The organism is Rickettsia conorii str. Malish 7 (assembly GCF_000007025.1).
GTDB lineage: Bacteria > Pseudomonadota > Alphaproteobacteria > Rickettsiales > Rickettsiaceae > Rickettsia > Rickettsia rickettsii.
The window spans coordinates 470949-493480 of the sequence record NC_003103.1; the positions used below are offsets into that span (position 1 = coordinate 470949).

The window sequence follows — 22532 nt, forward strand, 5'->3', positions numbered from 1 at the left end:
GTACTCTATAAAGAAATTGAAAACTACGGTAAATTATTCAAGCTTCTCTTTGATAATTTAAAATCACATAATCTTTAGTTATAATAGGAAAAAATTCTTTATTGAAAGGTAATAATTCGGTTGTTTGATTTGAAAATTCTATTTCAATTATGTCACCGGCACCAAAGTTAAGAATATTTTTAATTTTGCCTATTTCTTTATGATCTTGGTTTAATACCGGTAAATGAGTTAAATCTGCTATATAAAATTCATCTTCTTCTAGTTCTGGCAAACTTGCTCTTAAGCAAAATATTTTATAACCTTTTAAATTTTCAGCTTCATTTCGAGTAGCTATATCATTAAATGTACAAATTAATTCTCCTTTGGCATTTTGGCTAATTAGCTTAATATGTATATTTGCTCCTGACTCATTTACTAAATTTCTTTCAAGTATTTTTGTAGCAGGGTCGGTAAAAGATTTTAACATTACATGACCTTTAATTCCATGACATGATTTTATTACACCGACTAAAATTAAATTTTCTAAAGAATTCATTAATTTGCCTTTAAATTTTGATAGTTATATATAATAATATATTTAAAAACTTTTTTACAGACATGATAAAAAAAATAGCTGCCGGCGTCATAATTTGTTTTTCATTATTGTTATTTATAATGTTTGGTGCATTATCGTTTGTTAACTATAATTCGGTTACTAATAATTTTACCAGTCATTTAGGAATTGCGAAAGAAAATATCGGAAAAATAAAGATGAATAAATTTCCTTTGTCCTATTTAGTTATTGAGACGATAAGAGAAGAAGGAAAGTTAGATTTAGAGCAGATTAAAATTCATTTTTCGTTATGGTCGCTTATAAAATTTAATCCTAAAATTAATAAAATAGATATATTAGATGCTAAATTTTATTCACATTCTAATGTATTAAATATTTATAATCATGAAGAGTTAATAAAGAATTTCTTTAAATATAAATTACAAAATATAAATCTAAATGTTACTAATCTAAGTATTATTAATAAACAAGATTATTCTATTTTAAATTTTAATAATTGTATATTAAAAAAAGAAAATGCTTTATCGTCTAATTACATATTTAAAACTACAAGTAACTATATAGGTAAAATTTCAGGTTCAATTAATAAACGTGACGATATAGTAGATTTTAGTCTTAATATTGATAATAATGATTATGGTTTTAAGTTATCGCAAATTTACAAAGATTCTAAGCTTACTAGCGGTAGTGGTGAATATCAGATTAAAAATTTAGCATCGGTAATGTATAATATATTACCGGATTTAAACCATCTTTTTAATAAATTTAATCAACATGAGGCAGTAAACGTTAAATTTAATATTTCAAATAATGAAGATGCAATAGAACTAAAAGACATAGTAATAGCATCATCTTTTATTATTGGTCATGGATTTGTTAACATTGCTAAAAATGATAATATTACTACTAATGTAAAACTAGATTTTCCTAAAATAGATTTAAGTTCGTTAATTTCTCCAAATGCAGAGGTAACATTTAATACTTCTTCTTCAAATAGTAGATTTATTTTTGCCAATAAATTACTTAAAGCAGACGTGGCAATTAACGAAATAATTTTAAGTAATAATGAAGAACTAAAAAAAATAGTCTTTTCTTCTAACTTATTAAAGGGTACTTTAAAGATAAATGAATTTTCAGGTAATATTAAATCAGGTGGAGAATTTAAGCTTACAGGTAATGTAACACAGAATGCCGTTAGAAGTATGTTCGATGGACAGCTATATTTAAAGCACAACGATATAAATTCGTTACTGAATATTTTAGGATTTAACGACGTTACTATTAAAGAAGCTATTCCTTTTAGCTTGTCATCGGATTTAAAACTCACTTTAATAGATTTATTTTTTAAAAATTTATTACTCAAAACAGATAATTTAAATTTATCAGGAAATTTTTCTAGTAAATTTATTGCTCAAACACCTCGTTTAGACGCTACGCTTAATATATCTTCGCTTGACTTAAGCAGTAGAACGTATCCAATAATTTCGCCGCTTATCGAATTTACAAAAAATTTAACTAAAGATATGAAAGCTCTAGATTATCCAAGTAAATTCATCCCTATTAGAACAATAGGATATTTAGCTAATTTAGATATTCTGATAGATAGCGTTAAGTATAACGATCATGTATTTGACAAAATGAATTTGCTTGCTAAAATCGTACCAGCTAATATAAAAATTAGTAATTTAGATTTTAAAACTGCTAACAGCTATTTATCAACTAGCTGGAACTTAGATGCATCGAGTGTATTACCGTCTTTGACCGTAGAAATTAAGGACGGTAATCTTACTACTGATTTATTATCACCGGCAGGAATGCTTAATTTAAGAAATAAATTAATAAATGATTATAGTTTAGATAAAGCTACCTTACAAGTTTCCGGTACATTGTCGACATTATTACAAAATGATTTAATATTGAAAAATGTTAAATTTTATGTAGCAAATAATAATAATTTATTACAATTTAATAATATTGAAGCAGAATTATTAGGTGGTAAGTTTCAAGGTAACGGCAATATTTTATTAGAACCTTATGCTATAAATTTCGTATATGCTTTAAATACAATAGATTTAAACAAAGTTTCAGCTCTTATGCCTAAAATATTTACTGCAAGTGGTGGAAAAATAAGTATAAGCGGTAGTTTAGGAACTAACGGTAACACTCTTCAAAGCCAGCTATATAACCTTACTACAAAATCACAATTTGCTATAAACAATATAGATGTTAATAATTTCGCAATTGATGCTTTTATAGAAAAAATTGATACAGCTGATTATAAGGTACAAAATTTAGATAAAGATATAAATAGTGCTATAACCACAGGACAAGAAAATATTAGAGGTATAAGCGGTGATATTGAACTACAAAAAGGTATTGCCCTTTTAAAGAAAGTAAAATTTGCAACACAATATAGTAGCGGTGCGGCCTCTGTTGCAGTTAATATATATAATTTTGATATGGATGCATCTAGTATTTTATCATTTTACGTGCCGGCAAGGCTTGTTAAGTTAAATACCTCAAATACAAGTTCTGATAAAGATAGCTTGGCACATCTTAATATAAAAATGCAAGGGAGTATTTTTGCTCCTAAGAAAACTTTTGATAGTAGTGAGCTAAAAAAATTACTTATACCCCAAACAACTGAAGACACAATTACTACAGATAACCATTAAAAAATAAAAATAAATGACTAATACTAAAACTTTAGAAGCAAATATTAGCTTTGAAGAAGCTTTAAAAGAGCTTGAGGAAATTGTTAAAAAAATAGATAACGGACAAGAGAGTCTAGAGACGGCAGTTAATAGCTTTGAAAGAGGTATTTTACTTAAGAATCATTGTGAGAAAAAACTAAAAGAAGCTCGGTTAAAAATTGAAAAAATTACTAAACTTGCTGATTCTACAGTGGTCTTAGAAGAGATGGAAGTGTAGTGTTGACATAAAGCATACATTGTACTAATATCATAAGATGACAAAGAAATGTAATTATAGCTTTTCTGCTGAAAAAAATTATAAGTTAATAAGTGAGCGCAAGGTAAGTTTTGAAGAAATAATATCAGTTATAGAAAGTAATTGTTTATTGGATATAATAGAACATCCAAATCCTAATAAATATTCAGAGCAAAAAATGTATATAGTTAAATTTAATGAATACGCCTATTTAGTGCCTTTTATTAGTGAAGTTGATAGAGCAGTTTTTTTAAAGACTATTATTCCACGTCACAAAGCTACTCAGAAATATCTAAAAATAGGAAAAAGTAATGAGAAATAAAGAGAATATATCAAATATAATACTAGATGCTGAAGAAAACGCATTGCTGGAGTCTTTTGAAAATGATGAATGGCAAAGAATTAAAAATTTTGAACAAGAGAAACATATATCACAAGTGGCAGCAGCTAATTATTTAAAAAAAGATACTCGAATAAATATTCGTATTTCTAGTAGTGATTTAATGAGAATAAAACAAAAAGCTGCTTATGAGGGATTACCTTATCAAACTCTTATTTCTAGTATATTACATAAATATTCAGCAGGACATGGTTAATAATACCTATGTAATCATATAATTGACTTTATCTATACCGTTCCTAATATTGTTTTATTCATCATAATAAATATTGTTTTGATGAGTTTTTGTGCGGGATATTTATATTTAACAAAATACATTATTCCTAATAATTTTCAAAAAGAAGAGCTTGGAAGTCTTGGCAGGTTTTTATCGGGTGTAGTCGGTAGTATGTATGCGGTATCAACCGGTTTGGTATTAATTTATTTACTCGGTAATTTTAATAAAGCACAAGAAGGGGTGGCAGCAGAATCTATAGTGTTGATGAGGCTTGCAGATAGTGTAGGTTGGCGTCCTCATGAAATGAGGCCTACAATTTATCTAGATATTAAAAATTATACCAAAGGTGTAATGCGGTGTGAATGGCAATTAATGAAAGACGGTAAGCAAATCGGTCATGAAGCTTTTAGTTTCCTCCAAGATATTAATAAGAGACTACAAGCTTATAAAGCAAGCGAGCAAATGTAGCTATTGACTAAGCAGGAAATCATTGAGGAGATAAAAGAGCTTTATACAGTAAGGTATAACAGGATTAAAATGTCCTATTTTTCCTTAAATATTCAATATTGGATAGTTGTATGTATAATGACTGCTATTAATTTAATTTTTGTCTGTATGTTTGGCACCAAGCTTTATTTACATAAGATTTCGGTTGGTTTAGTTTGTATCACTTCATCATCAATGCTTTTGTTATTATTTATATTAGACAAACCTTTTCGAGGTCCTTTTGCCGTAAATCAATATGACCTTATTAAGGCTGTACATTATATTGAGAGATTAAATTAGTGATATCTGTAACAACATAACGCCATAATTTATCCGTGCCTTTAGTAATACCTATACGAGCAGTAGTAGAGTAGGGTAGCTTTAAGCCGATATCGCCGACAAAAAATTCGTTGTTATTTATAAGATCGCATTTATTATGAGAAATATTAATTCCTAGATATTTGCATAATTTACCCGGACCGTTGAGGTATAGATTTTCAGGCAAAATAACATGTACTCCTCTTATTAAGGTTGCAGCAGGGAAGCCTTTAGCTTCGGTTACGAAATTTAAACAATAATACATTCCGTAAATTAAATAGACATAGCTAAAGCCTGCAGGACCAAACATTATATCCGTTCTTTTTGTCCGCCCTCTTGCTGCATGGCAAGCAGGATCATTCTGCCCTATATAGCTTTCAGTTTCAGTAATGATAGCTGTTTTACCTTGGAAATAAAGAGCTTTACCGATTAACTCAGTGCTTACTACATTAGTATCTCTTGCAAAAAATTCACGAGGTACAGGGATTAGTTTATTCATGTTTTTGAAAAAAAATATTTAAATTCTTATTCCATTTTGTAGGAGTGAAGTTAGTAATTTCATATTCAGCTATATTATTTATATAAAAAGGATCTTATCTTAATATATCTTTAAGTTGACTTAGTTTTTCTATATTAGCTAAAATAATACCGCCAATTCTTGGATGTATAGGACCTAATAAAATGTCCTTTATCATAACATGTATCTAAACATTTTCTATGTTTCGTAATAAATTTTTCAACAGAAGATTTAAGGTTTACAATAAACATAATTTATATTTTTTTATTAAGTGGTTTAGAATTTTTTATAGAGATTGGAACGGTATCATATCCGCCGTCGCAAAACGGTTGACATTTGATGATTCTTTTAAAGGTAAACCACAAGCCTTTTATGCTGCCGTGCATTGATATAGCTTCTTTGGCATATTCAGAACAAGTGGGGTGAAACCGGCAATTATTGCCAAGTAGTGGAGAAATGAAATATTGATAAAATCTAAGTAATAATAATAAGATTCTAGTCATTTTGAAGCTTGTCTATTATTTTCCCCATTTTGTCTTGAGTTAGATCTTCATAATAATCGTCATTAATCTGTACGACCGGAGCGTTAACGCATGCTCCCAAACATTCTATCTCGCTTAAAGTAAATTTTTGATCTTCAGTAGTTTCTTTGAGTTTTACACCTAATTTCTTTTCGCAAATTTTCATTATATCATCACTACCACGCAGCCAGCAAGGAGTAGTAGTACATACTTGGATATGATATTTACCAACTCGCTTTAAGTTAAACATAGTATAAAATGTTGCAACCTCATAAGCCCGTATATAAGGCATTGCTAACATATTTGCGACATATTCGATAGCAGGAACAGGTAGCCAGCCGCCGTTTTGACGTTGTGCTAGATCAAGCAGCGGAAGTATTGCACTTCTTTTTCCATGCGGTGGATATTTTTTTATAATCTCTTCTGCTAGATTTAAATTTTTCTTATCAAATGTAAAATTTGTAATTTTTGTATTCATATATTTTTAGTACGGTATAGTTTTATGTCATTTCTGCGCAAGCAGGAATCCGTAGAACTATTTAATTAAATCTTTCCATTCAGGATTAGTTTTTTCTATCAGTTCTATGTTCCAACTACGTTGCCATTTTTTCAAGTTTTTTTCTTGTAAGTGCTTCTTGAATATCAGTAAATTCTTCTGTATAAACAAGCTTTATAATATTATATTTTGAGGTAAAACCTTTTATTAGTTTTTGTTTATGTTCATAAGCACGACTTATTATATTATTAGTAATACCAATATAAAAGTACCATGCTTATTAGAGCATAATATATATACCCAATACATTTTTTGTTTTTTAAATGTATTGTTTTATTTTATGGATTCCTGTTTTCGCAGGAATGACAGAGTAACGCAAGTACAAGCCCGCGGCATGACAAATATATTACCTATCTATCTCACCAAATACTATATCAAGCGTTGCAATAATAGTAATAACATCTGCCATTAAATGACCTTTAGACATAAAATCTAGTCCTTGCAAATGAGCAAAGCCGGGTGCTTTAATACGACATCTATAAGGTCTATTACCTCCTTGCGAGTATAAATATACACCAAATTCGCCTTTAGGGGCTTCTACGGCTTTATAGGTCTCGCCGGCTGGGACGTCATATCCTTCCGTATAGAGCTTAAAATGATGAATCATTGCTTCCATAGATTCTTTCATTTTGGCTCTTGTCGGTGGTGTTAATTTAGGATCATCGGTTTTAATTGCACCTTTCGGCATTTTTTCTATACATTGCTTGATTATCTTGATTGATTCGTACATTTCAAGCATACGAACGAAATATCTGTCGTAACAATCACCGTTTTTGCCGATTGGTACTTTAAAGTCCATTTCATCGTAAACGTCATAAGGGTTTGATTTGCGTAAATCCCAAGCTATACCCGAACCTCTAAGCATTGGTCCTGAAAACCCCCAGTCCATTGCCTCTTTTTGAGACGCAACGCCGATATCTACTAAACGTTGTTTCCATAATCTATTTTCATTTAGTAGACTTTCAATATCGTGAAGTTTAGGAGGAAACTGTTCTATAAATTTATCTATATCCTCAAGTAAACCTTCGGGTAAATCTGCTGCAACCCCGCCCGGTCTAAAGTAGTTTGAATGCATACGAGAGCCGGAAACATGCTCGTAAAATTCCATGATCTTTTCTCGCTCTTCAAAGAGCCATAATAAAGGAGTAGTAGCACCGATATCTAAAGCTTGGCTGCCAATATTCAAAGTATGGTTCAAAATTCTTGTTAGCTCTGAGAATAGTACCCTGATAAACTGAGCTCTTCGTGGGACTTCGCATTCTAATAACGACTCAACAGCTAAAGCAAATGCATGTTCCTGACACATCGGTGAAACATAATCAAGACGATCAAAATATGGTATAGCCTGCAAATATGTTTTATGCTCAATAAGCTTTTCCGTACCACGATGAAGTAACCCAATATGAGGGTCGGCATTATTTACTACTTCCCCGTCCATCTCAAGGATTAACCTTAAAACTCCGTGAGTTGCCGGATGCTGTGGACCAATGTTTAGAGTTATAGTTTTGGTGTTGTTAGTCATAGTATTTTTCCTACTGTCACCTAGTTCGCTTGACCACGGGGTCCAGTCTTTTGTATTTTTTCTGGATCCCGCGATCAAGTCACAGGATGACATTCATTTTATTTCTGGATTCCTGCTTTCGCAGGAATGACATCGGTTGCCTTCTCATCACCTGGCAATACATAACTCGGGCTATGCCAGTGCGAACTAAAATCAAACTCACGATATTCTATGTCTAAATCGACCGGTTCATAAGCTACTTTCTTTAGCTTCTCATCATATTTAACTTGTGTATAGCCTGTTAACGGGAAATCTTTACGTAATGGATGTCCCTCAAATTCGTAATCGGTTAGTATGCGTCTTTTATCGTCATTACCCTCGAAATTTACCCCGTACATATCATAAACTTCACGCTCATACCAACAAGCGGCACTAAATATATTCATTGCTGAAGGTATAGTTTCTTTTTCAGATATATATACTTTTATTATAAGACGCTTATTTAATTTTAAGCTTAATAAATTATATACTACTTCAAACCTTTTATAGTCAATTGATTTGGACTCGCCTACATTGTCGCTCGTCGTTCTCCTATTAGTTATAGGCTTCGCGCCTTGCTCCTTGTGGCCAAGCCCAACTGAATTGACTACGTTATTCTGAGGAAAATCAGCCCCAAATAAATCAGTAAGTAAAGTGAAGCGTAATTCTTCCGATTCTTTTAAAGCTTTTAAAAACGGCAATAAAAAATTCGGCTCGATTTTATAAGCTAGGTAATCTTTAACCGTGATCGGAGTTATTAAAATGCTAGATTTAGCTGCAAGTTTTTCAATGAGTTTGTCTAGCGTCATACTTAAAACCTGTAGTGCGTTTAATTTTTTTCTGTAACTGCATCAGCCCGTAAATTAATGCTTCGGCGGTAGGAGGGCAGCCAGGGACATATACGTCAACCGGTACGATTCTATCACAGCCACGCACTACCGAATAGGAAAAGTGATAATAGCCGCCGCCATTGGCACAGCTACCCATTGAAAGCACCCATTTAGGTTCAGCCATCTGATCATATACTTTACGTAGAGCTGGTGCCATTTTGTTAGTAAGCGTTCCTGCAACTATCATAAGGTCGGACTGTCTTGGACTTGGTCTAAATAACATACCGAAGCGATCCATATCATATCTACTTGCTGCTGCCTGCATCATCTCAACAGCACAACAAGCAAGCCCAAAAGTCATAGGCCATAAGGAATTAGCTCTCGCCCAGCCTATAACGTCATCAACTTTAGTGAGTAAGAATCCTCTATTAGAAAGCTCGTTACTTAATAATTCGTCTTCTTGATAAAAATTATTTTTCATATTACTACCAGTCTAAAGCTCCTTTCTTCCATTCATATATGAATCCGATAATAAGTACGAATAAGAAAAACATCATTGAGAAAAAGCCTATTTTACCTATCGTATTAAGACTAATAGCCCAAGGCACTAAAAATGCAATTTCAAGATCAAAGATAATAAATAAAATAGCAACTAAGTAAAAACATATGTCAAATTTTGATCTTGCATCGCTAAAAGGCTCAAAACCGCACTCATAAGGTTCTAGCTTATCTTTATTATATTTTTTTGTCGATAATAGGTTAGGTAGAATCATTATTAAACCGGAAACCAATACCGCAATACCGAAAAATATAGCAATCGGTAGATATTCTTGTAAAAGTTCTGAGTTTTGTAGCATATGTTTTTTATTATATTGTTCCGTCATTGCGAGAAGAATTGCACAGTAATGCGACGAAGCAATCTCAGGATATTTGATGAGATTGCCACGCAGCCTATGGCTGCTTGCAATGACGTAGATTTAATGACACTTAACTCTATATTTACCTCAAATAGCATCAATTATCAATGACAATATCAGGTTTAACTAGTAGCTTCATTAAAACTAGTACCCAAATACCGCTTGATATCCACCATATTTGCCAAATATTATATGAAATCATGCCGATAATATAGTAATTTATAAAACATGCATAGGAAATTGCCTTGAAATTTTTATTTTCGAGATTACTAATTTGTTTGAGATATTTATAAACTAAGCATAAAAATAATATTAAACCTATTATACCGAGTTCAAGAGTAATTTGTAATATATTATTATGAGGATGAAGCGGTAAAGGATGCCATTTTTCTCCGTTGTAATCGATCATTTCACTATCACCAGCTTTGATATATTTAGAAGAAGCTAAGCCATAGCCTAAAATCGGCTTTTCAATGATTTTGTTTGCGACAAAATGCCAAATAAATAAACGATGAGCAGCGGAAGGTTGTGTAGCTAAATATTTTTCAGATAAATCTTGTGGTTCTATTTGTTTAGCTATCACAGGAAATAGTAACGAGCCGGTAATTAAACTTATTGCGATTAATTTGAAAAATATCGGCTTCATAAATCTTGTTAAAATAAATATTACTCCTCCTATACCGAAGCCTAAAAAACTTGCTAAACTATCGGAAATACTTAGTAAATAAAGTACTAATATATATAGCATTAAGGTATGTCGTTTTTTACCGTTAGAAAGTAAAATTATAATTGCTACCCAAGCGGTAATTGAAAGTAAAGCACAACCACGATCTAGCATATATAAGGCAAAACTAGTTTTGAATATTCTTGTTAAAAATCCATTAGAAGAATATTCGATGAAGAATAATAATATTGCTGTGAGAATTCCGAATATTAAGGCTTTTTTAAGTTGTAAGCGATTTTGAAAAGGAGCAGAATTACTAACTGCAAAGCCAAGAAATAAGAGTATAAAAACTTGAGTAAAAGTAGCTAAGCTATTAATAAGATGAATTGCGAATAAACAAGATATAAAGCACCAAGCGGTGAATAACATTGTTATCCCGTGAGCTTGTAGTGGGATCCAGTCTTTTTGTATTTTTTGGATACCGTGGTCAAGCCACGGTATGACATTGTTACTGGATTGCCACACTCCTTGCAGTCGCTCGCAATGACGATTAATACCTCGCAGGAATGATATAAGCAAAAAAATTGTAACAGTAGCTGCAGCGGATAAGCCCGCCAGCATCCCAAGGCTTGGAATTAAAAATATTAAACTTGAAATTAAATATTGCATCTAAAAACAATCTTTAGCAAAAATTTCGTAGATTGGGTGTTCAAACGTTGAAAGTGAAATGCTTGAAGAAATCATCCATCCTTGAAAGAGTACATTAGGATCTTCGTCTATTTTATATTCCGTTATGGTCATCAACAAATAATTATCTTCATTATATGGATCAAGGTTTTTTATACATTTGTGCAATTTGATTTTTATATTACCGAAATATTTTTCTTCCCCGACTTTAAAATCTATCTCTTCAGAAGTAGCAGTAATGTTATTTAGAGCAATAATTTTGCCATTTGTATAATTTTTAAACTCAGAACTATCATTAATATTATCGTTTGGATTTAAAATAGGATGATTTTCATCAAGAGGGATAAATACGTCATTTTCAATATCTTCGGTTGTAGTAACCGACTCTAAATTTTCTGCGAATATGGGAAAATTAATGCATATAGTAATGATAAAAATAATTTTTAGTAATTTCATAGATAAATATATTATTTTTCAAAATTATATACTATAGGGGATTAATGGCAATGATAATTTATGATAAGATTTTAAGGTCATTGCAAGCGATTTCAAGGAGCGTGGCAATCTCAGGAATCTTGCCTGAGATTGCTTAGTCAAAACTTACAATTTTTCCTCGCAATGACGATGTAGGTACAATATGCTCCACTCTAAAGAACTCTTAAATTCTATTTTACGACAGGATTTTCATAGTTTTATAATTAAGGTATTTAATACTATTAATCCTGGAGCGGAGTATTATCCAAGTAAGCATATAAGAATAATTACCGATTATTTAAATGCAGTGCAAAGTGGTGATATTAATCGTTTAATAATTAATATACCGCCAAGGAGCTTACTACAATCTATTTGTGTTAGCGTTGCTTGGCCTGCTTATTTATTGGTGGTTAATCCTACCAAAAGGATTATGGTTGCCAGCTATTCTCAAATACTTAGCATTAAACACTCACTAGATTGTCAGTTCATTTTAAATTCTGATTGGTATACAGAACTTTTCCCAAGTACTATCCTTAGTAAACCCCATAATCAAAAAAGTAAGTTTTTAACGACAGCTAATGGCTTTAGATTTGCAACATTGGTTGGAGGATCGGCAACAGGTGAGGGCGGTGATATCTTAATTATCGATGATCCTCATAACCCCACGCAAATTCATTCTTATAAAATACGTAAGAAAGTTTATAGATTGGTTTGAGCAAACTTTTGTTAGCAGACTAAATAATCGTAATAAGGGAGCGATAGTTTTAGTTATGCAGCGTCTGCATACGGATGATTTATCCGGTTATCTACTTAATAATAGCAATTCATGGCATCATTTAAAAATTCTGGCGATTAGCATTCAAGATTACTCCTTTAAATTAATGAATAAAGAATATCAATATCTTAGTGGTCAAGTTATTAGACAGCTATTAAAGAACCTCTTGATTGTTTAATGAAATTAGAGCAGGAAATAGGTAGCTATAATGATAATGCTCAATATTTACAAGAACCGATAGCACAAAGGTCATCGTTACTGAATATGGAAGATATTAGATTTTATGAAAATCTATCTTCAAGATTTGATTATTGTGTGCAAAGCTGGGATACGGCAATTAAGAGTTCCGAAGATTCCGATTATAGTGTTTGTAATATATGGGGGATTCAGAAATATTATCTAGTATCATTAGTACGGAAAAAAATTAATTATCCTGAGCTTAAGAATTTGACGGAAAAATTAGCTAGAGAATATCAGCCAAAATTTGTATTAATCGAAGATAAAGCAAGTGGTCAACAATTGATTCAAGATATAGGATTTTTAGGTGGTAATATTAGAGTGATAGGAATTAAGCCAAGCTTTGATAAAGTTACAAGATTCGCCTCGGTAGTTCCTTTATTTCAATCAGCTAGTGTTCTAATACCTAAACAATCAAGCATAATTTTAAAGGAATTACTGAATTTTCCCCATATTAAAAATGACGATATAGTAGATTCAGTTAGCAGTTCTTGAATTGTATGAAGGATAAATCGTTTAAATATCCTGCAAGGATTAGGAGTTTAATATAAAAATGGTTGCTTTTTTGTATCGATGTTGGTAGTATTTATGTCATTCCCGCGAAAGCAGGAATCCAGTAAAAATACAATTATCCGTTTATGGATTCCTGCTTTCGCAGGAATGACATAGGATTGTGGTATGACACTGATTAGGCTGGGTAGCAAAGTGGTAATGCCGTGGACTGCAAATCCTCTATTCGTCGGTTCGATTCCGACCCTGGCCTCCATTATAGAAATTAAAACATCTTATGGGATTTATTGCGCAATTCCTAGAAATGCTTTTAGCCGAGAGAGCATTGTCCAAAAATTCTATACTTAGCTATAAGCGTGACTTATTCGATTTTCAAAATTATCTTGCTAAACACAAATTATCCGAATTAAATATTACTACTGAGAATATTAGAGACTGGATTGAGTATCTAGCAAGTAATGATTTGCAAGCACGCTCAATCAACAGAAAAATCTCAACTATAAAAAGTTATTATGAATTTTTAATTAGCGAAAACCATACCGCGTTTAATCCGGTTCTTAACGTAGATTTGCCCAAATATCAAAATAAACTTCCTGAAATATTATCTATAGCTCAAATTAAATCGTTACTTGAACATTGCTCTCAAGATAATTCTCCTGAAGGTATCAGGCTTAATGCTATGATTCATTTGCTTTATGCTAGCGGTCTTAGAGTCTCGGAGCTTGTTAGTCTTAAGCTTGCTGATATTCTGACTAATAAAACGTCTAAAGGAGAAGTAAGAAAAATATTTTCGGTACTTGGTAAAGGTAATAAGGAAAGAGTCATAGTAATAAATGAACAGGCAGTTATCAGTATTGCTAAATATCTTACAATTAGAGGTGTTTTTGTGAATAAAGCTAAACCAAGAAATCTAATTTATTTATTTCCTTCATCAGCTTTAGCGGGTTATATGACTAGGCAAAATTTTGCTATTCTGTTAAAATCTGCTGCCCTTTATGCAGGACTTAACCCTGAGTATATTTCTCCGCATATATTACGTCACAGTTTTGCAAGTCATTTGCTTGAGGGCGGAGCAGACTTAAGAGTAATTCAAGAGCTGCTTGGTCACGCTGATATATCTACTACCCAAATATATACTCATCTTCAAACTAATCATCTCAAAAAAGCATTGTTGCGTCATCCTCTCAATAAAAATTAATTTATCTTAATCTTCTATAAAGTACTTGTTAATATTTCTTAACTAAATATAATACTTCTTATTAAATGTAAGGAATAAATTATATGAAGCTAAAAGACATTATGAGTTCTTGTATTAGTAAACCTAGAGAAATTGAAAAAGAATATCCTGGATTAGCTCAAAAGCAAGAATCAGGATGCAATGTTTATGCCGGGTTAGGATGCAAAAATCAAGAAGTACAATTTCGCAACTATTATGAGTTACTTAAAAAAATTCAACAAGGAGAAATAACTTTAGAAGTTCTAGAAAATTTAAGGAAATTAAAAATAGATGATAAAAAATCTTTTCTAGCAGATGCAGCAGAGGTGATATCTAACAATATGTTACATGAGCTTAATGCAACAATAATGAAACATGCTTTAGATTTAGTTGATTCTAAAGATGCAGCTTTTTTACTTCGTAGAACAAAAGAGGATAGTATATTTCGAGATCTAATATATTTAGAAGCAAAAGAAAACAGGTTTACTGTAGAAATTGATAAAAAAGGAACTTTGAAAATTAACTTTCCTAGTGGGATACTTGAGCTTTACAAGCTATTAATTGATAATTTCTATTTGAAAAAATTTGAGGAGGAGGCATTGCAGAAAAAATTATATCAAGAATTATTACCTGATTGCAAAATTCCTTTTGAAGAACTAATTGAAAAAAAGGAATTGCAGAAAAAATTATATCAAGAATTATTACCTGAATTATTACCTGATTGCAAAATTCCTTTTGAAGAACTAAATTTTTGTGAACATTTTATTGAATGCTTAAAAGGCTTTTATATTAAAAATAGTTTAGCACGAAGCATAATGAGTTTATTTGTAAGTAGAGATGTTAAAGAACATGCTGTATGTGAAGAATTACTTGAATTAGATACATTTAAAAAATTATTTGAGGCAAAAATGTCATTATATGGAACTTCTGCTGATTCTAAATTATTAGTGGTTGATTATGTATTAAATGATGTACAAGGTGTTTATATTAGCAATTTAGCATCTTCAAATATTTTTTTAGATTTAGTAATGCATAGTCAATCGCATAATGAAACAATAGAATCAATAGAAATTTTGGGTAATAGCTCAGAACCAGTATGACTTGCTAGATACTGTTTTAAAGTTTTGATTATAAATATAGTAAAAACATCTAGAAATTAATTTAATCTATCATTAATATTTAAATAATTATAAGTGAGATTAATACTCAATATGGCTACAAAAAATAAAAAAGAAACGGTGAATACTGAAACAAAAAATTTAGCAAATTTAGTTATCCAAGAAATAGGTAACAAAAATTTTGATTTTGTTGTTTTGCAAAAGATGCAGCAGGCTTTTAGTATTGCAAGTAAGCAAAAACAAAGAGAAGCTTTTATAAGTTTGTTAGATAAAAAACTTAATAAAGAGCAATTACATAAACTCAATCAAGCAATAATGGAAAATGCAAATGAATTAATGCCGGATAACGATCCTAATTTCGTTTGTCGTACTCCTAATAATAAAGTTTTTCAAGAAATATTATTATTGGAAGCCAAACGCTCAGGTATGAAAGCAAAATTTAATGATAAAGGAGAATTACAATCTCTTGATGTAAAAGATATAACACAGGAAATATTAGATCACTATCGTATTTTGCAAGAAAACTTTTATTCCAAAAGAGATTCTAAAGATTTGATAGATAGTAGAATAGCTCAAAGTATTAATTTTTTATTATATGCTCCACTTTTCCGAGAATCAGATATATATACAAAATTAGGTTTAAAATCTGCTGAGATAGAGCGAGAAATACAAGATCCTAACGGTAAGTATGCTAAACAATTAGTGGATGCTAAAATAGGAACTAATATAAATTTTAATACCAAAGAAAATTTAGAAAATAAAGCACATGAAGGAAAAGAAACTAAGATATCTTTAATAATTGAAAAAGCAATAACAAAACTCAAGAAAGACAAAAAAGTAAATATTGAAGATAAGAGACAAGGAGAAATAAAAAGGCATTTATCTAAATCTTTAGAAGGAGCTTCTGATTATATATTAACATTAAAAAAAAATGATTTAGTAGATGTAATATATCAAGGATTAGATAAAGGACAAACTTGGTGGTCAAAGATTGTTAATTATATAGGTATAAAATCATATTCTATTTCTAAAGAAAATCTTGAGAAAATAGGCACAATAATAAATAGGGAAATGAAAAATTCTCATACTCCTTTAAAGATAGAATTACAAGAACAGTTAAAACAAATCTCAAAAGAGTTAAATAGATTCAATAATCTGGCATTGCCGTTAGAGGCTAAAAAGGTTCAGGCAAAATCTAAAAAACCGCCTGTTCCTCCAAAACCTGAACACCTCAAAAAAAGAAATCATGGATTGTGATGATTTTGTTGTGTGACTTGAAAAATACAGTTGTCATCCCGTGATTTATTCACGGGATCTAGCTTAAAATACTAATATTAATTAGTATTTTTATTGTTTTTATGGACCCTGTGGTCAAGCCACGGGGTGACACAGCGGATTTTATTGGTCTACACAAGCAAGCCTTTTGCGGGAATGACATTAATCCCTACAATAATTTATAATTTAGTACTTCCCATAATATTATAACCGCAATCTACATAATGGATTTCACCGGTAACACCTTTAGATAATTCACTAAATAAATATACTGCTGCTCCTCCTACATCTTCTTGGGTAGTATTACGTTTTAACGGTGCGGTTGCAGCGTGAGATTTAAGCATAGTACTAAAATCACCTATTGCACTAGATGCTAAAGTTTTGATAGGTCCTGCCGAAATAGCATTAACCCTAATATTATTTTCTCCCATATCGTTTGCTAGATATTTTATACTAGCCTCAAGTGCAGCTTTGGCTACTCCCATAACGTTATAATTAGGTATAACTTTTTCAGCACCGTAGTAAGTTAATGTCACAATGCTTCCGCCGTTATGCATTAAGGCTTCTGCGGACCTTGAGAGTTCTAAAAGAGAGTAACATGATATATGTAAAGAATTATGAAAATTTTCTAAGCTAGTATCAACATAACGTCCTTTTAATTCATTTTTATCGGCAAAAGCCATACCGTGAAGTAAGAAATCGAAGCTACCCCATTTCTCTTTTATATCATCAAATAAATTACTAATTGATTTTGGCTTCGTAACATCAAGTTCGCTAACAAAATTACAACCTATTTCCTTAGCGAGTGGTTTAACTCGTTTTTCTAGTACTCCCGATTGATAAGTAAACCATAGTTCTGCTCCGTGTTTTTTAGCAAGCTGTGCAATCGCCCACGATATTGACATATTATTGGCAATACCTGTAATTAAGCCTTTTTTTCCTTGTAGTAATCCTGTAGTCATTTATTTACTCATTATATTAAAACTTGCTGAAATGATAGCATGATGTATTATTTTGTAAACAAATAATCGATAAAAATGTATAAACCTAAAATCATATGTTTACTGCTAGGGATATTAAGCGGTTTAGTTTTTGCTCCGACTTTCTTTATACCGGCATTATTAACGTTATCTTACTTATGTTATATAGTTCAAAAATCCGAAAATTGGCAAGAAGCCACAAAATTTGGTTATTTATTCGGTTTTGGGCATTTTTTAAGTGGAATATATTGGATAAGTATCGGTGTTAGCGTTTATATTGCAGATTTTTGGTGGGCAATTCCTTTTGCGTTATTTGGACTACCTATAGTTTTAGCTTGCTTTATATCGGCAAGCTGCACGCTTAGTTTTTTTGCTAAAAATAATAAATATTACCAATTTATATTCTGTTTATGTTGGGTATTATTTGAGTGGGTACGTTCATGGATTTTTACCGGTCTTCCTTGGAATTTGATTGGTTATGCTTTTTCGTTTTCAGATATTTTAATACAGCCTTTAAGTATAATAGGGATATATGGGCTTAGTTTTATAGTTATATATATTTCTACATCAGCTTATCCTTTATTTAGCAAGCAATTTACTCAGTTAAAAATATTACTAGCTAGTTCAGTCCTAGTATTAACCATCATTGTCATTTATGGAGCAGTAAGGCTAAGTAATAACCATACAAATTTCACTGATATAAAAGTACGATTAGTGCAACCTTCAATACCTCAAACCGAAAAATGGAATGAAGAAGAATTTTGGCATAATTTAATGCTACATATTAATTTATCGGAAAATTTGGAACCTACCGATTTAATTATTTGGTCTGAGGCAGCATTAGTAGTACCTGATGATATACCGCAAGTTAAATCAAAATTATTAAAAATGCTAAATTCTACAAATGCTATTTTGATAACAGGAGGAATTTCGGATAATAAAAAACAAGGTGATGAGTTTGAACTTTACTCAGCTATGTATGCTCTTGATAAAAATAATCATAAATTATTTGAATACCATAAATCACATTTAGTACCTTTCGGTGAGTATATGCCCCTTAAAAAGATACTACCGTTTAAAAAATTAACTCATGGTTTAATTGATTATAAAGAAGGAAACGGAGGGCTTGTTTATCTTGAAAAATATAATCTTAAAATTAAACCTTTAATTTGTTATGAATCTATTTTTCCTGATTTTGTACGGACGAATAATGAAATAGCCGATGTAATAATTAATATTACAAATGATGCATGGTATGGTAAATCCAGCGGTCCATATCAGCATTTTCATATTAGTAGAAGTAGAGCCGTAGAGAACGGTTTACCTATGATTAGAGTAGCGAATAACGGTATTTCAGCTATAGTAGATCCTTTTGGCAGAACAATAAAAAAACTAAATCTAAATGAAATAAATGGTACTCAAGGTTTAATTCCTAAAAAACTAATCTCTCCCACTATATTCTCGCAATTCGGTAATTTTACTATTTTATTACTCATCGTTTTTATACTTTTAATTAATTATTTATTAGCCTTGATTCTTGATCACCAAAGGGTTTGAGCATTATTATATTAAATTTTTAATAAAGTTGCTTGATTAAATATAAAGTAATATATACTGCATTTAAAGTTGAATAGTCTTCATTAATAATTAATTTTTAATTAAAGCTTATTGTTAAAATGAATTATTCAATAAAACATCCAGACAAACTCGCAAGTGAACGTTTAAAAGAACGACGTCTTGCTGTAGGTAGGTATTATCCAAAAAGAATTAGGGCAAGTTTTTTCGATATTAGTGCTCTCCAAGTTAAAAAATATGAAGAAGGTTTAAGTAATATACCTATAAGTAGGTTATATGTTTTTGCAAAAGTTTTAAATACGCCTTTAAAATATTTCTTTAATAGTTCTGAAGAAGAAAAGTTAAAAGCTGACAATGAAAATACTCCTAATAATAAAATTGAATATCTATTCAAAGAAATAGAAAGTGATTTCTTAAATAATATTGCTGAAGCAGAAGGGCAATATGAACATGAAGTCTCTTTTGATTATAAAGAATTATCAAGGACTATGGAAAGAGCACTTTTATCGTTAACTAGAGCATTTACTACAAATATTAGAAAAATAATCATTGAACATGTCAGATCAGTATCGATACCTTGTGAATAATATTTAAATTTTCATTGACTTAGCATTACCAAAGTATTAATTTTCGTTAAGGTTTAGTAAATTCTGAACCGTCAACAATTATTAAATATATTGGAGGAAGGTTATGAGTAAAAGTAAGGCTATTGAAAATAACGGTATTAGTAATACCAATAGTCCAAATGGTAAATATATGGCCCCAAGACCGGAAGGAGTAAAACCTACCTGTGTAGTAATTACTTATTCTGTAAGCAAGGATATTAAGGCTGTTCGTGAAGTATTGGATGAGCGAGGTGCAAGTGTTCATTACATAATTGATAAGGATGGGACTCAAAAAGAATATCATAATGATTTAACAGATCAAGCTTTTTATGCAGGCAAGAGTAGTTGGAAAGGAGAAGTAGGTGTTAATAAGTTTGGTATTGGAGTCATGCTTATTAATGATGCAAAAAGTGATTTTCCTGCAGAGCAAATAGGGAAATTAAAAGAATTTCTTAAGGATGTAACAGAAAGATATCCAAATTTAGATTTAAAACATGATTTAGTCGGTCTTGGTGAAGTAACTGTAAACCGAGAAGGCAATGCTCATATAGCTCCTGGATCAAAATTTCCTTGGAAAGAATTAGCTGAAGCTGGTTTTGGTAGATATTTTGAGACTACGCAAGAGCAAAAGAGTAAATTATTATTAAGTCTTGATAGTACTGGAGAAAAAGTTAATACTTTACAGGAAAATTTAAAAGAATATGGCTATGGAGTAGAATCCACAAGTACATTTGATCAATTTACTCAGCAAGCAGTGAGAGTATTTAATGATCGTTATGGTACAGGTTTACCAAACGAAGAGCCACCTGTAAGTTGGACTGAAGCAGGTCAAGATGTTCTATCGCAATTACTAGGGCAAACGGTATTAGAACAAACAGAAAATGCATAGTTTAAGAAATGAATTCCTTTTTCATTTTGCAAGCCTTGCTGCATGGGTACTGAATCGTTATTAAGAGGATTAATGGCTTGTTTAGGTCATTCCTGCGTGGATCGATTCCACCCCTGTCATCCCCGCGATTTGATCGCGGGATACAATTTAAAATACTAAAAATTTAGTATTTTAAAGTTACTTTTATGGATGCCGTGGTCAAGCCACGGTATGACACCAAATACATTTTTCGATCTACGCAACAATGTTATGCGGGGATGACATCGAGTAGGTTGTTTGTAGCCGTGCAACAACTTTATGCAATAATAACGTTTCGTAAAAGTGGTCATGACATCGAAGTATAGGCTATCTCAAGTAATTCTTTTAGTACTATTTATTGGTTATTGACATAATCTAAAAATAGTGCTAAACATTAAAAATTTAGAGGCTATCTGTAAATAAGTTTTAATTGGTAATTAAAGAGCTTTTTTAGTGAAAATTGATAAGATTTTTGAAAGAATATTACTTTATATTTCAAAAAAGTCTTACAATTTGCAGTAAAAAATAATTTAATTACCAATTAAAACTTATTTACAGATAGCCTCTAAGGTAGAGCTTTCTTGACTATTTAGCTTCTAGTCAAAGAAAGCTAAGTTTTTTATCTTTACTTTATATTTCTACAGTTAAAAATATTTATGATATCTTTAAAGGTTAATAGTTTAATACAAAATTGGCGTTGGCGTAGATAATTTTTTGCGTTTATGTGTTTGCTATATGCAAATTTAAATTTTGATTATTAAATTATAACTTATAACAGGATATTAAAATGTTTATCTCTAATATTTTTCAAAAATTTTTTTCTTTTCTTTTTGTTTTATTCATCACAGCTGCAGTTTATGCGGATCAAAAAAAAGTAGCAGTCATTGTTCCACTTGAACATGCCGCAATGACTGAGATTATATCAGGAATTAAAGAGTCGCTAAAAGATATAGATGCAGAAATTATAGTTAAAAATGCTCATGCTGATTCTAATATTTTACTTGCCATTATAAAGCAAATAACAGATCAGGATATTGATGTAATAATTCCAATAGGCACGACAGCCAGCCAAACTGTTATTTCTCATATAACAAATAAACCGATTGTTTGTGCTGCTGCTATGATTAATAGTAAAAACCTACCTTTAGTTACTGGTGTTAACGATGAGATAAAAATCACTGACACCATTAGTAAATTACATTTTTTACAGAATATCACTTTAATTTATAGCAGTAGTGAGAAAGTTATACCTGAAGTAGAAATGTTAAAATTATATGCTGGAAAAAACAATATTTCTCTGCACACGGTAATGATACAAAATTTCAATGATATGCCTGTGGCTGTAAAAAATGCTCCTGAAAATACGCAGAGTTTTATAATTTTGAAAGATCATTTAATAGTCAGTGGGATTAATATTTTAAAGCAAGAAGCATTTAAACGCCGTATTCCGATAATTGCTTCCGATGAAGGTTCGGTAATTAGCGGGGCAACTATTGCGGTAGGAGTACAAGAGAAGCAAATAGGCATAGAAGCAGGTTTAATGGCAAAAAAAATCTTACAAGGAATAGAACCGAAAGATATTCCATTTGGGGATATGAAAGACTTAACTTTATTTATTAACCTTAAATCATTTGTTAAGCAAGATATTCTTACTAAAGAAAATTTATCCGTACTGCCTTTCGCGCGTAAAGAACTTGAAGAGTAG

At 31.0% G+C, this 22532-nt stretch carries 24 protein-coding genes, 1 tRNA gene and 2 pseudogenes; 15 read left to right on the forward strand and 12 right to left on the reverse strand.

Annotated elements, in window-relative coordinates:
- Positions 1-37: 37 nt before the first annotated feature.
- Entirely contained in the window at positions 38-535 is a 498-nt protein-coding gene (gene rimM / locus RC_RS02410; protein ID WP_010977116.1) for a ribosome maturation factor RimM, read from the reverse strand.
- A gap of 62 nt (positions 536-597) precedes the next feature.
- Here rimM and RC_RS02415 point away from each other — a divergent pair, with 62 nt between their 5' ends.
- The 5 genes and pseudogenes from RC_RS02415 to RC_RS11000 all read left to right on the forward strand — a co-directional run bounded on the left by RC_RS02415 (position 598) and on the right by RC_RS11000 (position 4905).
- Complete coding sequence (locus RC_RS02415) at positions 598-3228, forward strand: AsmA-like C-terminal region-containing protein (protein WP_029374450.1); 2631 nt, start codon at positions 598-600, stop codon at positions 3226-3228.
- Between the two features lie 13 nt (positions 3229-3241).
- The gene (locus tag RC_RS02420; protein ID WP_004996011.1) at positions 3242-3484 is read left to right on the forward strand and encodes an exodeoxyribonuclease VII small subunit; all 243 of its coding nucleotides are present in this window, start codon (positions 3242-3244) and stop codon (positions 3482-3484) included.
- A gap of 37 nt (positions 3485-3521) precedes the next feature.
- Positions 3522-3824, forward strand: a complete 303-nt coding sequence (locus RC_RS02425; RefSeq protein ID WP_010977118.1) for a hypothetical protein — start codon at positions 3522-3524, stop codon at positions 3822-3824.
- The gene (locus RC_RS02430) at positions 3814-4098 is read left to right on the forward strand and encodes a CopG family antitoxin (RefSeq protein WP_010977119.1); all 285 of its coding nucleotides are present in this window, start codon (positions 3814-3816) and stop codon (positions 4096-4098) included. Before RC_RS02425 ends, RC_RS02430 begins: the two co-directional genes overlap by 11 nt.
- Positions 4099-4179: 81 nt before the next feature.
- Positions 4180-4905, forward strand: a pseudogene (locus RC_RS11000) (hypothetical protein).
- Here RC_RS11000 and RC_RS02440 read toward each other — a convergent pair.
- From RC_RS02440 to RC_RS02480, 10 genes and pseudogenes are all read right to left on the reverse strand, one after another.
- Positions 4871-5422: a DNA-3-methyladenine glycosylase gene (locus RC_RS02440; RefSeq protein WP_010977122.1), complete on the reverse strand. Its 552-nt coding sequence runs from the start codon at positions 5420-5422 to the stop codon at positions 4871-4873. The pseudogene RC_RS11000 and the gene RC_RS02440 overlap by 35 nt on opposite strands.
- A gap of 272 nt (positions 5423-5694) precedes the next feature.
- On the reverse strand, positions 5695-5943 hold the full coding sequence (gene yidD / locus RC_RS02445; protein WP_012262333.1) for a membrane protein insertion efficiency factor YidD: 249 nt from the start codon (positions 5941-5943) through the stop codon (positions 5695-5697).
- On the reverse strand, positions 5936-6439 hold the full coding sequence (gene nuoE, locus RC_RS02450; protein ID WP_010977123.1) for an NADH-quinone oxidoreductase subunit NuoE: 504 nt from the start codon (positions 6437-6439) through the stop codon (positions 5936-5938). The genes yidD and nuoE overlap by 8 nt, the downstream gene beginning before the upstream one ends.
- A 57-nt stretch (positions 6440-6496) precedes the next feature.
- Positions 6497-6766 (reverse strand): annotated as a pseudogene (locus RC_RS07400) (GIY-YIG nuclease family protein).
- 97 nt (positions 6767-6863) lie between these two features.
- Entirely contained in the window at positions 6864-8039 is a 1176-nt protein-coding gene (gene nuoD / locus RC_RS02455; RefSeq protein ID WP_010977124.1) for an NADH dehydrogenase (quinone) subunit D, read from the reverse strand.
- Between the two features lie 98 nt (positions 8040-8137).
- Positions 8138-8866, reverse strand: a complete 729-nt coding sequence (locus RC_RS02460) for an NADH-quinone oxidoreductase subunit C (RefSeq protein ID WP_010977125.1) — start codon at positions 8864-8866, stop codon at positions 8138-8140.
- A complete protein-coding gene (locus RC_RS02465; RefSeq protein ID WP_004995988.1) occupies positions 8844-9368 on the reverse strand; it encodes a NuoB/complex I 20 kDa subunit family protein in 525 nt (174 codons plus the stop codon). Before RC_RS02465 ends, RC_RS02460 begins: the two co-directional genes overlap by 23 nt.
- Positions 9369-9372: 4 nt before the next feature.
- On the reverse strand, positions 9373-9744 hold the full coding sequence (locus RC_RS02470; RefSeq protein WP_012737002.1) for an NADH-quinone oxidoreductase subunit A: 372 nt from the start codon (positions 9742-9744) through the stop codon (positions 9373-9375).
- Between the two features lie 157 nt (positions 9745-9901).
- On the reverse strand, positions 9902-11137 hold the full coding sequence (locus RC_RS02475) for an O-antigen ligase family protein (RefSeq protein ID WP_010977126.1): 1236 nt from the start codon (positions 11135-11137) through the stop codon (positions 9902-9904).
- The gene (locus RC_RS02480; RefSeq protein WP_010977127.1) at positions 11138-11611 is read right to left on the reverse strand and encodes a DUF2155 domain-containing protein; all 474 of its coding nucleotides are present in this window, start codon (positions 11609-11611) and stop codon (positions 11138-11140) included.
- A gap of 181 nt (positions 11612-11792) precedes the next feature.
- Here RC_RS02480 and RC_RS02485 point away from each other — a divergent pair, with 181 nt between their 5' ends.
- From RC_RS02485 to RC_RS02510, 6 genes are all read left to right on the forward strand, one after another.
- Positions 11793-12344 carry a hypothetical protein gene (locus RC_RS02485; RefSeq protein WP_010977128.1) on the forward strand — a complete coding sequence of 184 codons (552 nt, stop codon included), beginning with the start codon at positions 11793-11795 and terminating at the stop codon, positions 12342-12344.
- Between the two features lie 237 nt (positions 12345-12581).
- The gene (gene terL, locus RC_RS02490; protein ID WP_010977130.1) at positions 12582-13136 is read left to right on the forward strand and encodes a phage terminase large subunit; all 555 of its coding nucleotides are present in this window, start codon (positions 12582-12584) and stop codon (positions 13134-13136) included.
- A gap of 196 nt (positions 13137-13332) precedes the next feature.
- A tRNA-Cys gene (locus RC_RS02495) sits at positions 13333-13407 on the forward strand.
- 21 nt (positions 13408-13428) lie between these two features.
- Positions 13429-14349 (forward strand): site-specific tyrosine recombinase XerD, encoded by a 921-nt coding sequence (locus RC_RS02500; protein WP_010977131.1) that lies wholly within the window; start codon positions 13429-13431, stop codon positions 14347-14349.
- A gap of 83 nt (positions 14350-14432) precedes the next feature.
- The gene (locus tag RC_RS02505) at positions 14433-15467 is read left to right on the forward strand and encodes a DUF5410 family protein (RefSeq protein ID WP_010977132.1); all 1035 of its coding nucleotides are present in this window, start codon (positions 14433-14435) and stop codon (positions 15465-15467) included.
- A 111-nt stretch (positions 15468-15578) separates the two neighbouring features.
- Positions 15579-16742 (forward strand): DUF5410 domain-containing protein, encoded by a 1164-nt coding sequence (locus RC_RS02510; protein ID WP_041471715.1) that lies wholly within the window; start codon positions 15579-15581, stop codon positions 16740-16742.
- A gap of 197 nt (positions 16743-16939) precedes the next feature.
- Here RC_RS02510 and fabI read toward each other — a convergent pair whose 3' ends face one another.
- Positions 16940-17722: an enoyl-ACP reductase FabI gene (fabI, locus tag RC_RS02515; protein ID WP_010977134.1), complete on the reverse strand. Its 783-nt coding sequence runs from the start codon at positions 17720-17722 to the stop codon at positions 16940-16942.
- Positions 17723-17797: 75 nt separating this feature from the next.
- On the opposite strand from fabI, the gene lnt reads away from it, so the two are divergent.
- From lnt to RC_RS02535, 4 genes are all read left to right on the forward strand, one after another.
- Complete coding sequence (lnt, locus tag RC_RS02520; protein WP_010977135.1) at positions 17798-19297, forward strand: apolipoprotein N-acyltransferase; 1500 nt, start codon at positions 17798-17800, stop codon at positions 19295-19297.
- Positions 19298-19416: 119 nt separating this feature from the next.
- A complete protein-coding gene (locus RC_RS09610; protein WP_010977136.1) occupies positions 19417-19902 on the forward strand; it encodes a hypothetical protein in 486 nt (161 codons plus the stop codon).
- A gap of 103 nt (positions 19903-20005) precedes the next feature.
- Positions 20006-20809: an N-acetylmuramoyl-L-alanine amidase gene (locus RC_RS02530; RefSeq protein ID WP_004995964.1), complete on the forward strand. Its 804-nt coding sequence runs from the start codon at positions 20006-20008 to the stop codon at positions 20807-20809.
- Between the two features lie 805 nt (positions 20810-21614).
- Positions 21615-22532 (forward strand): ABC transporter substrate binding protein, encoded by a 918-nt coding sequence (locus RC_RS02535; RefSeq protein ID WP_010977137.1) that lies wholly within the window; start codon positions 21615-21617, stop codon positions 22530-22532.